This is a genomic window from Plantibacter sp. LMC-P-059a, assembly GCF_030209505.1.
GTDB lineage: Bacteria > Actinomycetota > Actinomycetes > Actinomycetales > Microbacteriaceae > Plantibacter.
Map to the genome: position 1 here is coordinate 82,902 of NZ_JARVRZ010000001.1, position 12,180 is coordinate 95,081.

Annotated in this window: 11 protein-coding genes; 3 read left to right on the forward strand and 8 right to left on the reverse strand. The window is 68.8% G+C overall.

Features of this window, described 5'->3' with window-relative positions; translation table 11 throughout:
- Position 1: 1 nt before the first annotated feature.
- Positions 2–1,954 carry a primary-amine oxidase gene (locus QRN27_RS00375; protein ID WP_285040227.1) on the reverse strand — a complete coding sequence of 651 codons (1,953 nt, stop codon included), beginning with the start codon at positions 1,952–1,954 and terminating at the stop codon, positions 2–4.
- 26 nt (positions 1,955–1,980) lie between these two features.
- Positions 1,981–3,471: an APC family permease gene (locus tag QRN27_RS00380; RefSeq protein ID WP_285040228.1), complete on the reverse strand. Its 1,491-nt coding sequence runs from the start codon at positions 3,469–3,471 to the stop codon at positions 1,981–1,983.
- Positions 3,472–3,620: 149 nt separating this feature from the next.
- On the opposite strand from QRN27_RS00380, the gene QRN27_RS00385 reads away from it, so the two are divergent.
- Positions 3,621–4,211: a TetR/AcrR family transcriptional regulator gene (locus QRN27_RS00385; protein ID WP_285040229.1), complete on the forward strand. Its 591-nt coding sequence runs from the start codon at positions 3,621–3,623 to the stop codon at positions 4,209–4,211.
- Positions 4,212–4,260: 49 nt separating this feature from the next.
- On the opposite strand, the gene QRN27_RS00390 is transcribed toward QRN27_RS00385, so the two are convergent.
- The 5 genes from QRN27_RS00390 to QRN27_RS00410 all read right to left on the reverse strand — a co-directional run bounded on the left by QRN27_RS00390 (position 4,261) and on the right by QRN27_RS00410 (position 9,072).
- Positions 4,261–5,133 carry a MerR family transcriptional regulator gene (locus QRN27_RS00390; RefSeq protein ID WP_285040231.1) on the reverse strand — a complete coding sequence of 291 codons (873 nt, stop codon included), beginning with the start codon at positions 5,131–5,133 and terminating at the stop codon, positions 4,261–4,263.
- A gap of 111 nt (positions 5,134–5,244) precedes the next feature.
- Complete coding sequence (locus tag QRN27_RS00395; RefSeq protein WP_285040232.1) at positions 5,245–6,111, reverse strand: putative endonuclease domain-containing protein; 867 nt, start codon at positions 6,109–6,111, stop codon at positions 5,245–5,247.
- An 83-nt stretch (positions 6,112–6,194) separates the two neighbouring features.
- The gene (locus tag QRN27_RS00400; protein WP_285040233.1) at positions 6,195–7,175 is read right to left on the reverse strand and encodes an ABC transporter substrate-binding protein; all 981 of its coding nucleotides are present in this window, start codon (positions 7,173–7,175) and stop codon (positions 6,195–6,197) included.
- Entirely contained in the window at positions 7,172–7,999 is an 828-nt protein-coding gene (locus QRN27_RS00405) for an ABC transporter ATP-binding protein (protein WP_285040235.1), read from the reverse strand. Before QRN27_RS00405 ends, QRN27_RS00400 begins: the two co-directional genes overlap by 4 nt.
- A complete protein-coding gene (locus QRN27_RS00410) occupies positions 7,999–9,072 on the reverse strand; it encodes a FecCD family ABC transporter permease (RefSeq protein ID WP_285040236.1) in 1,074 nt (357 codons plus the stop codon). The genes QRN27_RS00405 and QRN27_RS00410 overlap by 1 nt, the downstream gene beginning before the upstream one ends.
- A 188-nt stretch (positions 9,073–9,260) precedes the next feature.
- Between QRN27_RS00410 and QRN27_RS00415 the strand changes: the two genes are divergently transcribed.
- Positions 9,261–10,502, forward strand: a complete 1,242-nt coding sequence (locus QRN27_RS00415) for an MFS transporter (protein WP_285040237.1) — start codon at positions 9,261–9,263, stop codon at positions 10,500–10,502.
- Here the strand turns inward: QRN27_RS00415 and QRN27_RS00420 are convergent.
- Complete coding sequence (locus QRN27_RS00420) at positions 10,492–11,034, reverse strand: GNAT family N-acetyltransferase (protein ID WP_285040239.1); 543 nt, start codon at positions 11,032–11,034, stop codon at positions 10,492–10,494. The genes QRN27_RS00415 and QRN27_RS00420 overlap by 11 nt on opposite strands.
- Before the next feature lie 146 nt (positions 11,035–11,180).
- On the opposite strand from QRN27_RS00420, the gene QRN27_RS00425 reads away from it, so the two are divergent.
- Positions 11,181–12,110 carry a hypothetical protein gene (locus tag QRN27_RS00425; protein WP_285040240.1) on the forward strand — a complete coding sequence of 310 codons (930 nt, stop codon included), beginning with the start codon at positions 11,181–11,183 and terminating at the stop codon, positions 12,108–12,110.
- Positions 12,111–12,180 lie beyond the last annotated feature (70 nt).

Here is a 12,180-nt window from a genome sequence, read left to right on the forward strand (position 1 = left end):
GTCAGCCGTGGTGCGCGCAGTGATCGCCGGCAGGCGCGTCCTCGCCGCGTCCCCCGTGTCCGCCGATCGACGCCGGGACGTCGAGCGTCGGGTTGCGATCGAAGAAGCCGTGCGGCTTGAGCGTGAAGCCGGCGTAGTCCACGGGCATGATCGGCCAGTCCTCGAGGCGCGGGAAGTGGGTGAGACCGAAGGTGTGCCAGACGACGATGTCGGTCCCGTCGATGTCCCGGTCGCCCTGAACGTACCGTCCGATACCGCTGCCACCGGGGTGCTGGTTGACGAGCGGGCCGGCCGCCCAGAGTTCGCCGGGCTCGAAGCGGCTCACCCACAGGTGCTTCGTCGCGAAGGCGGCGCGCTTGGCGATGGACGAGTCGTCCGCGGCGAGGAGCGTCGGCTGCCCCTCGGGGTACAGCACATACGCAGGGTGGTCGCCCATCCGGTTGGTCTTCTCCGTGTTGACGATCGTCCAGACCCGCGCCTTGTCCGTAGCGGCGAGACGCTGCGCCTCGCTCTCGGTGCGCAGCCGGGTCACCTTCCGGGTGAAGGCGTTCCCCACCGGGTTGCCCGGCCCCATCGGGACGCGCTCGGCATCGAGCTCCTCGACGGCGTTGGCCTGTCCGTCGACCGCCATGTCGAGCCGCGCCGAGAAGAGGTGCTGATGGAACGGCGCTCCGAGGCCAGGGGCGATCTCGCTGGCGTACGGGTAGTCGCCACCCGGGTGCCCAGAGGTGAACACGATGCCGGTGGCCTTGGCCTCGAGCTGGATGGTGCCGTCGAGGTACAGGTACCAGTAGAAGCCGTAGTCGTAGTTGCCGACGGTGACGAAGAACGAGATGACGATGCGGCGCTGGCGGCGGGTCTCGCTCGTGTTCGCGAACGCATCCGTGTGCTTCCACAGGATGCCGTAGTCCTCCTCATGGATGCAGATGGCGTTCCTGACCGTGGTCGGCTGGCCGAAATCGTCGGCGACCACCGCGTCGAGGTAGGTGATGTCCCCGACGCAATCGCAGCCGAGCTCGAGCGAGTTGGCGAGCCGGCCGAACTGGTACTCGCCGACGTCGAAGTAGTTCTGCCAGTTGTGCGTCGGCGTGGGGTCGCCATAGGGCACCACCATCTCGGAGATCGACGCCCGGTCGATGATGCTGCGCTCGGTGCCGTCGTCCGCGTAGCTGAGGTGGTGCAGGGTGAGTCCCTCACGGCCGTTGAACCCGAGCCGCACGCTCCAGTTCTCCCACGACAGCACGTCGTCGGCGATGCTGAAACTCACGCCCTCGGGTTGGGTGATCTCGATCGGTTTGAGCGTCGTGCGCTCCGGTCCGCGGACCGCGGGGTCGCGGTAGTCGCCGGATTCGGACGGGACATGGGTCACCTCCGTCTCCATGACGCGCAACACCCGTTGGTTCGTGAGGTCGACGTGCGCGACCACACCGTCGATCGGGTGCGCCCAGACCGAGTCGGACGGGTACTGCGAGTGGAACGCGAGCACACGCGTCGCCCGGATGCCGACCTCGTCCGGGTAGCCGAAGGAGCCCGCCGAGAGCGAGACGGTGCGCACGTTCTCGAGGTCCGTGATCCCCCGCTTCGCGAGCGCGGCCAGCCAGCCCGCATCCGACTTCACGATGGCGTCACCGAGGGCGAAGTCCTCGTCGAAGGTGGGACCGTGACCGTCGACGGCCGCGATGACCCGGTCGACGACGATCGCCGCGGATTCGAGATCGACCACCACCTCGCGGGTCTGCGCGGTCGAGAGCTGGACGAGCAGCGCGGAGACCCGTCGCCCGACCGGGACGCCGGAGCGCAACAGCTTCTTGTCCGGTTCGACCAGGGTGACGTAGGCGAAGCGTGTGCTGTCGTCCACGAGCCCGGCCGCTGTGAGGGTGCTGCGGAAGGAGTCGATCTCGACGGCGGCGAGTGGGCTCAGCGGGTGGCGGATGGCCGTGGCGGTAGTGGTCATGAGGCGTCTTTCTGTCGGGGCATGGATCAGGAGAGGTCGGTCGTGGTCGTTTCGAGCGCCTCGACGGAGACACCGCGGTGCGTGCGGACACGCATGACGACGGCTCGCGTGACGCCACCGACGAACACTGCCGCCACCGTCAGGATGAGGACGGTCACGAGGTCGCCTCCTCCCCCGACGAGGGTCCCGAAGTTGGACACGATGACGACGAGCGCACCACCGAGTCCCAGGACCGACAGCGCCGGTGCGACGAGGGAGTTCCACAGGGTGGCGTCGGACTGCTCGGTGCGACGGAAGTGGACGATGACGGAGACCGAGACGAGAAGGTAGGCGACGACGAGCGCCACGACCGCGATGCCACCGCCCCAGTTGAAGACCGTCGCGATCGGGTCGGCGCCGAGCGCCGCGAAGATCACGATGATGGCGACGGCTCCGATGCTCTGCGAGACGGACGCGACGTACGGCGCTCCGGTCTTCGGGTGCACCCTGCCCAAGGCCGATGGCAGCACGCGGCCTCGGCCGAGGGTGAACAGGTAGCGGGCGATCCCGTTGTGGAAGGCGAGGGCGGCGGCGAAGATCGACGTGACGATGAAGACCCCCATGACGGCCGGAGCCCACGGCCCGAGGTAGCGGCTGCCCAGCGCGTAGATGAACGAGGCGGTGTCGCGGCTCTCGAGCGCTCTCCCGGCCTCGGCGAGGACGTTGGAGGGGCCGTAGCCGACGGTGATCATCCACGTGGTGATCGCGAAGAAGCCGGCGATGAGGATGACGGACAGGTACGTGGCGCGCGGGACCGCCCGGCGCGGGTTCGCCACCTCCTCGCCGAACACGGCGGCGGCCTCGAACCCCAGGCTCGACGCGAAAGCGAACGTGAGGGCGACACCGGGGGCGCCGACGAGCAGCGACTGCACGGAGAAGACCTGGTCGACGGCGAACCCTTCACCCGCCCCGCCCTGGATCCCGATCGAGACGGCCATGGCGAGCATGACGCCCCACTCGCCGAGCAGCAGCACGCCGAGGACCTTCGCGCCCAGCTCGAGTCTGAGGTAGCCGAAGACCTGCACGACGACGACGAGCGCGAGCGAGCCCACCCACCAGGGCAATGCCACACCGACGGCTGCGTCGAGCAGCGCCACGACCGTGGCACCGAAGAAGGCGTAGATCGCGGCCTGCACCGCGGTGTAGGCGTACACGGCGAGTCCGGCGACGCCGATGCTCACCTCCGAGCCGAGGCCCTTGCCGACGTAGGCGTACAACGCGCCGGCGTCGGTGACGTGGCGTGACATCAGCACGAATTCGACCGAGAAGAGGAGCAGGAGGGCGCCGATGATCAGGTAGGACATCGTCACGCCGAGACCGTTCCCGATGACCATGGTGACGGGCACGGCGCCGGTGAGCCCGATGATGGGGCTGGCCGCCGCGAGCACGAGGAACACGATGCCGGCGACGGTGATCGAGTTGCGTTGCAGGGTCTGAGCTGGAGCGGTGGTGCCGGGTGAGACGGTGCTGGATGTCATGAGTACTCCGTCGGCAAGTCAACGAGTGGGGGTGAGAAGAAGTATTCTGTACAGCCGTACAGAATAGATTTCACGCGTGTAACGAGCTGGTTTCGTGCTGACGCACGGGCCTCCGCCGATGCGGCCGGTACGCTGAACACCGAGGAGCCATGCCGAAAGTCGTCGATCGAGAAACCCGCCGAGAAGAGATCATCGCCGCCGCGTGGCAGTTGATCGCGACAGAAGGTATCGCCGCGGTGACCACCCGCCGCATCGCCGAGGTGACCGGCTACTCCAACGGGGTGCTGCGCTACTACTTCTCCGGCAAGGACGCCGTGGTCGACGCGGCCTTCACCGGCGTCTTCGACGCCACCAATGAACGCGCTCGGGCAGCCGACCCCTCGCCTCGCGGCCTCACCGGCCTGCGGGAACTCGCGTTGCAGATCATGCCGCTGGACGAGCAACGCCTGATTGAGGCGCGGATCGCGATCAACTTCTGGCAGCAGGCGCTCAGCTCACCCGGGAAGGCCGCACTGCACGCCGACATGATCCATCAGTGGCGCACCGAGATGGTGGAGCGGTTCCAGGAGGCGCTCGACGACGGCGAACTCGTCCATGGCGTCGACGTCTCCGAGGTCGCCGACGAGCTGCTTGCGATGCTCACGGGCCTGCAGATCCTCGCGGTCCTCACCCCGGCCGAGACCTCGCCTGAACGAGAGGTCACCCAGTACGACGCGTTCATCCGCCGGCTGCGCGCCTGAAAAGCGACTCAGTCGGCGCAGCCCGGAAGACGATCGAAAGCGCTGCGCCTCACGCCGAGCCGAGGACGTCGAGCTCCAGCGCCAGTTCCATGCTCCGCAGGCGTGCACGGGAGAAGTCGTACGGCATCATTCGCACCGCCTCGGTGAGGCTCGTCGTCCCGCATGTCGCTCCGGCACCGTCGTCGGGGACGGGGTGTGCTTCGTCCCATTCCTCGAACCGCTCGTCGTCCGCCTGCGCCAGGCCGGAGTCCTCGATCACCGTGTTGAGAGCGGTCTCGAAGGCATGCCGCTCAGCCGCCACCTCCGCCACGCGTGGGTCGTCGACGGCGACCGTGTCGTCGAGCGCCTGTTCGGCGGCGTCGACCCGGTCGGCCTCCTCGCGCAACTCGGGGTGGGTGGCCAGGGCGATGAAGCGCGACGCCTGGACGGACGCGCTGAGTTCGCCGAAGATCCGCTCGGTCACGAGCAGCGTGTCGAGGTCGTCCTGCCGGAGGGCCCCTTCGGGCAGATCGGCGAGGCGGTCGCTCACCAGGTCGGAGAGCAGACCCAGCCGGCTTCCCTGCTGGCGCATGCGCTGGACTGCGGTGCGCTGCAGCTCGAGTTCGGCCTGCTTGGCGACGAGCGACGCCTCGAGCCGATCCAGGGTCTGCGTGACGTCGCCATCCCCATCGGCGGGGTCGGACGCGGCGGCGAAGGCGTCTCGGATGTCGTCGAGGGCGATGCCGGCGTCGGCCATCCGGCGGATCCACAGCAGCTGGACCATCTCCTCGTAGCCGTAGCGGCGGCGGTCGTCACTCCCCCGCTCGGGCTCCGGGAGCAGACCGATCTGGTGGTAGTGACGGATCGCCCGCGGCGTGGTGCCGACGAAGGCGGCGGCACCGCCGATGGTGACCTGGCGGGGTGGGGTGAATGACGAGAACATGGTGGTCCTTCCTCGGTGGGCGGGATATGACCACTGCACCACATGACGCTACGGCAGGTGCAACTCCGTGCCTGATCCGTCCGTGCGCCGCTCCGGTCGGGCCTCCACGGTTCAGCGCAGATACGCGTCGACCAGCAGTGGGCCCCGGATGGTTCTGAGCGTCTCGACCAGCCGGTCGAGGGCCCGGCCGTTCCATGAGGGTAGCTGCAGGTCGTAGGGCCCGAGGGCTTCGAGCTTCCCGGTGCGGAGGCGGACGACCTCCCAGCCGGCGGACCGCAGTGCGCGGTCCTTCCGTCGGTCGGCCTCTTCGCGGCGACCGACGTGCTCGACACCGTGCCTGCCGACGCTGTCGTACTCGATCGCGATGCGGAGTTCCGGGAACACCAGGTCGGGCCACACCTCGACGTGGTTGAAGAACGGGCGTTGGACGCGTACGGCGTTCATGCCGGTGGTCAGGGCCAGACGCTCTTGGACGTCCGCGCGGAGCCGGTCCTCGACAGCAGAGGCCGGCTTCGGTGCACACGCAGAGGCGAACGCTTCCCCTACCGGCAGGTCCGGCGTCTTGTCGCACAGCGACGCCTGGCGGCGACCGCGACGCTCCCGGACGACACCGGTGCCTGCGAGCACCGGGTCGATCACCGACTCCCGCATCGGCAGGGCGACGACCCTCGACGGGTTCGCTTCATCGGCGCACTCCGGGCACCAGGCGCTCCGACGGCGCTCCCTCCCGGGCCGCGAGCGCTGCTCCGCCGGGGTCGCGACGAAGCGGTGTCCGCGGTCGCACTGCCACTGCAGCAGGACGTCGGCCGCCGGCGGCACCTGGCTGAGGACGATCCCCGCGTTGAGGTCGGCGTGGTACTGGCGCCACAGCGCGGGGAACGGCGCCCACGCGTGCCGATAGGCGCCCACCGGATAGGGCGTCTCGAGGCCCTTCGACCATTGGCGGCGGGCCCACCACGATTCCACACGTTCCGACACGTTCCGAAGCTATGACGGACCGCCGACACCGGTGAAGCCGCAGCGCCCGTGACCGTGCCGACGCCGAGTCGACGACCAGCGACTCAGCCGGAGAACGCGTCCTTCGCCGCCTGTTCGATGACTCCGATGATCCGGACGCCTCCGGCTTGGAACGCGTTCTCGTCCTGGCCGAAGACACGCCCGTCGTCGACGGCCGCGGAACCGGCGAACATCGTCTTCGCCGATGCGACCGCCGCGGCCTCCTGACCGTCTCCGGCATACGTGACGAAAATGATGTCGGGGTCGGCGGTGATGACGTCCTCCCGGCTGATCTGGGTGAAGTTCGCGCCCGCATCCGAGAACACGTTGGAGAGGTCGAGCGCGTCGAGCACGGCCTGGTAGCCGGCGCCGGTGAGCGCGTAGACCGTTCCGTCGACGATGGTCACCGAGGCGGCCGTGAGCTGCTGGTCGCCGCGGAGGGCAGCCGCGGTGGCGACCCGAGCACGGAGTTGGTCGTTCAACGTCTTCGCACGCTCTGGGACGTCGAAGATGGCTCCGAGCGCATCGATGTCGTCGTACACCGCGTCGACGGAGGGTGTCGCCGTACTGTCCACGCAGTAGTCGCCGAGGACGTAGAGGCCCGACCCGAGCGACCGCAGGTCGTCCAGACCGGCAGCGCCGTCGCCGGAGAACTGCTGTTCGTCGTTCGCGATGAAGAGGTCCGGGGCCGCACCGGCCAGGTACTCCTTGCCCGGGGTCCAGTCGGTGGTGTTCTCGGTGAGCTGGGGATGCGCAGCCCGCTCTCCGTGATCGAGATCGGCCAGGGCGTACCCGATCGCGCTGTCGCCGACACCGAGAGCATCGAGCGTGTCGACGACGCCCGGTGCGCCCAGCAGTACCCGTTGGGGTGCGCGGTCGTAGGTGTAATCAACCCCGCAGCTTGCGACGGTCACCGGGTAGCCACCGCCGGAGGTGGCGGCGGCGGTCGACACGGCTGCGTTCCGGCTCGAACAACCAGTGGAGACGAGCAGGGCCGCGGTGATGACGGCCGCTCCGATGACGGTGCGGATCGGGTGATGACTCATGGGTGACTGGTTTCCTTTCGCACCGCGGGCCGGGCCGCGGGACTGGTGATGGATCGAGGGATGGTCGACCCGAGGTGCACGGCGAGCCGCTTGGTCAACGGGTTCACGCCGATCTCGGCGTGCACGCCGTACACCTCCGCGATGAGCTCCGCCGTCACCACGGTTTCCGGAGGACCGGACGCCACGACGCGCCCCTGGTCGAGGACGACGACGTGATCGCAGTGGGCGGCCGCGAGACCGAGGTCGTGGAGCGCGACGATCGTCGTCGTCGGGAGTCGGGTGACGAGCTCGAGGAGTTCGATCTGCGCGAGGACGTCGAGGTGGTTGGTCGGTTCGTCCAGCACGAGCACCGGGGTGTCCTGCGCGATCGCCCGAGCCACGGCGACCCGCTGCCGCTCGCCGCCCGACAGGGAACCGAGCGGCCGGTGCGCGTACCCACCGATGCCACACGATTCGATCGCCCGGTCGACGGCCTCCTCGTCCGCGGCGGCCGTGCCGCGCCGGGCACTCCGGTGCGGGATCCGCCCGAGCTCGACGGTCTCCCTGGCGGAGAACTCGAACTCCCGCTGATCCTCCTGCAGGACGACGGCGGTGCGATGCGCGGCCTCACGGGCGCTCAGCAGCCAGACGTCCTCACCACCGATCTCGATCGTGCCGGACGTGGGCCGCCGGGCCCGGTACACGGTCCGCAGGAGGGTGGACTTGCCGGAGCCGTTCGGCCCCAGGAGCCCCACGGTCGCTCCGGCGGGTGCGACGAGCGAGACCTCGTCCACGAGCCTTGAACCGACGACGTCGACACTGACCTGCTGCATCTCGACACGCATCAGCGCAGCACCTTCCGGTTCACGGGCGCGCGGCCTCGGGCGCGGCTCCCAGACGTCAGCAACCAGAGGAAGAACGGCGCACCGACGGCGGCCGTGATGACGCCGATCGGGAGTTCAGCCGGGGCCCGCACGGTCCGGGCGACGAGGTCCGCGAGCAGCAGGAAGATCGACCCCAGGACGGCTGCGACCGGGAGCATGCGGCGGTGATCGGCACCGACGAGGAGGCGGGCGATGTGCGGGATGACGAGCCCGACGAACGCGATCCCGCCGGCGACCGCCACGAGCGACCCGGTCATCGCCGCCACCAGCACCAGCAGCGTGACCTGCAGCCTCGGCACGTCGATGCCGAGCGACGCCGCGAGGTCGTCCCCGCCCACGAGCGCGTTGAGCGAGACGGAGGTGAGGAGGATCCAGGCGGTTCCGAGGACGACGACGATCACCGGGATCGGCAAGACACCCCAGTCCGCGCCGCCGACGCTGCCGAGGCTCCAGAACAGGACGCGCTGCACCTGGTTGGGTGTGGCGATGGTTTGGAGGAAGTAGGTCATCGAGGACACGAGGTAGCCAATGGCGACCCCGGCGAGGATGAGGCGGGTCGGCGGCATCCGACCTGCGGTGCGTCCCAGGAGAAACACCACGGCGAACGTCGCGAGGGCTCCGAGGAAGGCGGCGAGGGCGAGTGGCAGACCACCGAACGCCCCACCACCCAGGACGATGACCACCACGGCGCCGAGCGATGCGCCCGGAGTGACGCCGATGAGCGACGGATCGCCGAGGGGGTTCCGCACGACGGCCTGGATCACGGCGCCGGCGATCGCGAGCCCCGCCCCGCAGACCGTCGCCAGGATGGTGCGCGGCGCCCGGACCTCCCAGACGATCTGATCGACAGACCACGAGGTTTCCGGACTTCCGCCGAGATGGGCCAGGACCACGTCGATCACGTCTGGGAACGCGATCGCCACGGACCCCACCGCCATCGACACCACCCCCAGCAGGAGGAGGCAGACGACGAGAGCCACGAGCAGGGCTCGAGTGCGGGACGGGGTCGCGAACGGTACCGGTCGCTCGAGCATGTCCTGCCCTTCCCTGCGGCACGATGCCGCTATTGAGAACCATACTCATTAAGTGGATCAGGTGTAAGTCGATGTCGATTTGCCGCCTCGATGCACGCCACCTACCATCCCCTTATGAGAACAATTCTCAACAAGACCGATGATGGCGTGCCGAACGTCCGCACCCGATCGCAGGAGGCCCACCGCTGATGTTGCGCCGCTACCTCTGGTCGCGTGGCATCTCGTGGACGGGGAACGCCCTCACCGCCGTCGCGCTCCCGCTCATGCTGTTCCAGCTCACCGGGAGCGCGGCGCTCGCCGGCCTGTTGGCAGCGGTCGAGGCGCTGCCGTACCTCGTCCTGGGGCTCCCGGTCGGCGCACTTGTCGACCGGTGGAGCGCACGCTCGACGCTGACGGTGTCGAGCCTCGTCAGTGCAGCCGCGGCCGTGAGCATCCCGATCGCGGCCGCCGTCGACGCCCTCACCTCCGCCCACCTCATCCTCGTCGGCCTCACGACGTCGATCGCGTTCGTCTGCTTCGACGCCGCGAGCTTCGGAGCGATTCCGAGGATCGTCGGACGCGACGGGATCGCGTCCGCGACCGCCCGGATGATGACGATCAGCACGCTGATCGGGATCGCCGGTCCACCGCTCGGAGGCCTCCTCGCCGCGACGGCCGGAGGTCCGGTGGTCCTCCTGATCGACGCGATCTCCTACGGCATCGGTGCGCTCATCCTCGCCGGCATCCCGACCCTGGACGCGGCACCCCACACGGCGGTTCCACGACGGATGCGGCTCCGCGACAGCATCCTGGAGGGCCTCTCCTACATCCGCTCCGTCCCGATCATCCGCGATCTGACCCTGCTCGGCATCGGCAACAGTCTGGCCGGCGGCGCCGTGTCGGGTCTCCTCATCGTGACGGCTGTGCGGTCCCTCGGTCTCGCATCGGATTCCGCGGCGATCGGCGTCCTCTTCGGTGCGGCTGCGGTCGGAGCACTCGTCTCATCCTGGGTCATCGGGCCGCTGCAACGCCGACTGCCCGTCGGTGCGATCACGATCGGCGCACTGGTGGCGTCCGGCACACTCCTGGTGGGGTGGGCCGTGACGACTTCATTGCTCGGCGGGGTGATCGTCCTCGCGCTGTGGCAGGCGGCCGCGACGACCGTCTCGCTGAACGGGATCATCGTCCGGCAGAGCATCACGCCCGACCCCCTACAAGGACGCGTCAACACGACGGCCCGCATGATCGCCTGGGGCGGCCAACCGTTCGGAGCCGGTCTCGGAGGCCTCCTGGCGGACTCGATCGGCGTTCGCCCGGCGCTGCTGGCCGCGGCAGCTGTGACGCTGCTCACCGCTCTCGGCGCCGCGTTCCTCCCCGGCCTGCGCGCAGGGCTCCTCACCGCGCTCCGCGCTGACCGCCAAGATCAGCCGCCTCGACCCACTACGTCGTGAGGATACGTTGGAACAGGCGATGGTCCTGCCACCGGCCCGCGATGCGCAGGTACTCCGGGGCGAGCCCGAACTCGACGAACCCACATCGTTTGAGGACCGTCTGCGATGCGACGTTGTGCGGCAGGGTGCCCGCCTGGATCCGATGCAGCCGCAGGTCGTCGCGAGCCAGGTCGACGGCGAAACCGACGGCGGCCGTCATCAATCCTCGACCTGCGTGGTCGGCGTCGATCCAATACCCCAGGTTCGCGCTCTGGAAGGCGCCCCGCACGATACCCGTGAGGTTGACCCGCCCGACGATGCGCGACGCCTCCGCGAGTACCAGCGGCAGTGCCGTCCTGGCCGCCTGATCGAGCAGAAGCTGCCGGGTGGCGGCCTCCTGACCACCCTCGGTGTAGAACACCTCGGATCGCTCCGGATCCCACGGGGCCAGATGATCTCGATTCTTGCGGTAGGCCTCGGCGAGCGCGGCCGAGTCGTCGATCGTCACGGCGCGGAGCATCACTCCGCGGCCCAGGTCCACGTCGGAAGTCATTCCGAGATGCTAACGCGCGAACCGCCGCGCACGACGAGTGACGATGACCTCCGATCCGCCGGATGTCGACCGCATGGGGCCTCACCGTGCACAATGGCGGTGCGTACACCGGCTCTCCTGTCGTCCCACCTGCTGCGAGGAACCCCATGATCACGAACATCGAGATACTCGGCACGGAAGAGCTCATCCTGGAACGGAATCCGCGTGCTGCGGCCGTGCATGAGGCGATCATGGCCACCGGCCGCGAGGCAGTGATCGCCCTGAACGAACGGTTCGACGACCCCTCGGACGACGCGGCGATGAAGCGATTCGACGCGGAGCTCGAGACGATCGTCGAGCGGAGCATCAGTGAGTACGTCCGTCAGGCCAGTGGACTGTTCAGTGCCGAGGACGTCGATCTGTGGACCGCGAAGATCACCCGGGTGGCCGGCAGCTACGTCGCGCGAACAGCGGCCGTCGGCGTGCCCGGGGCCCTGTTCCTGATCGAGGCCATCGAAGAGGCCGAGTCGGACGAGAACAGCACCTTCGTCTCACTCGACGACACCCTCGCGAACATCGCCGAGTATTGCCAGTGTGGCTACGCCTCGAGCCGCATCGTGCCCGAACAGTTGTGCCGCCTGTGTTCGGGCGGGGTCCTGGTCGCGTGGAAGACCGAGGAGGATCGCATCGTCGCCACATCGCCCAAGGTCCGTTCCGAACTGCGCGCGGTGTTCGACGAGTTGCTCGACGAACTTGCCACCATCCACCTCGCAGCGGGTGACGGCTCGTCCGAGACCCCGGCGCGCCGGCGCGCGGGCAACGCAGGAATCATCCGGGTGAACGAGACGTACGCCGAGGAGATCGCGCTGCTCGACCTCACGCGATGGCGGGAACTCAGCGAGCTGAACCAGCTCAGCCAGATCGAGGCCGTGAACGCGCACGGCAAGCACTGGTCGCGATGGGGTCTCGGATCGGCCCGGTTGGCGACATTGGCGATGCAGAGCAATCCCGAGATCCAGGCGCGGATGCGCAGAATCGCCGGCAGTCGGCCTCTTCCAAAGCCCACGCTGTTCGAGCGGCTCTTCGCCCGACGATGAGGCGCATCGGGTCGGGCTTCGAACGCTGTGACGACACCGTGATCACCGGACAGCACGCGTCCATCGCGGT

Bases quoted from the DNA above. Each gene is read 5' to 3' on its own strand.
- QRN27_RS00375 (WP_285040227.1), bottom strand. From the start codon at position 1,954: ATGACCACTACCGCCACGGCCATCCGCCACCCGCTGAGCCCACTCGCC.
- QRN27_RS00380 (WP_285040228.1), bottom strand. From the start codon at position 3,471: ATGACATCCAGCACCGTCTCACCCGGCACCACCGCTCCAGCTCAGACC.
- QRN27_RS00385 (WP_285040229.1), top strand. From the start codon at position 3,621: ATGCCGAAAGTCGTCGATCGAGAAACCCGCCGAGAAGAGATCATCGCC.
- QRN27_RS00390 (WP_285040231.1), bottom strand. From the start codon at position 5,133: ATGTTCTCGTCATTCACCCCACCCCGCCAGGTCACCATCGGCGGTGCC.
- QRN27_RS00400 (WP_285040233.1), bottom strand. From the start codon at position 7,175: ATGAGTCATCACCCGATCCGCACCGTCATCGGAGCGGCCGTCATCACC.
- QRN27_RS00405 (WP_285040235.1), bottom strand. From the start codon at position 7,999: ATGCGTGTCGAGATGCAGCAGGTCAGTGTCGACGTCGTCGGTTCAAGG.
- QRN27_RS00410 (WP_285040236.1), bottom strand. From the start codon at position 9,072: ATGCTCGAGCGACCGGTACCGTTCGCGACCCCGTCCCGCACTCGAGCC.
- QRN27_RS00415 (WP_285040237.1), top strand. From the start codon at position 9,261: ATGTTGCGCCGCTACCTCTGGTCGCGTGGCATCTCGTGGACGGGGAAC.
- QRN27_RS00420 (WP_285040239.1), bottom strand. From the start codon at position 11,034: ATGACTTCCGACGTGGACCTGGGCCGCGGAGTGATGCTCCGCGCCGTG.
- QRN27_RS00425 (WP_285040240.1), top strand. From the start codon at position 11,181: ATGATCACGAACATCGAGATACTCGGCACGGAAGAGCTCATCCTGGAA.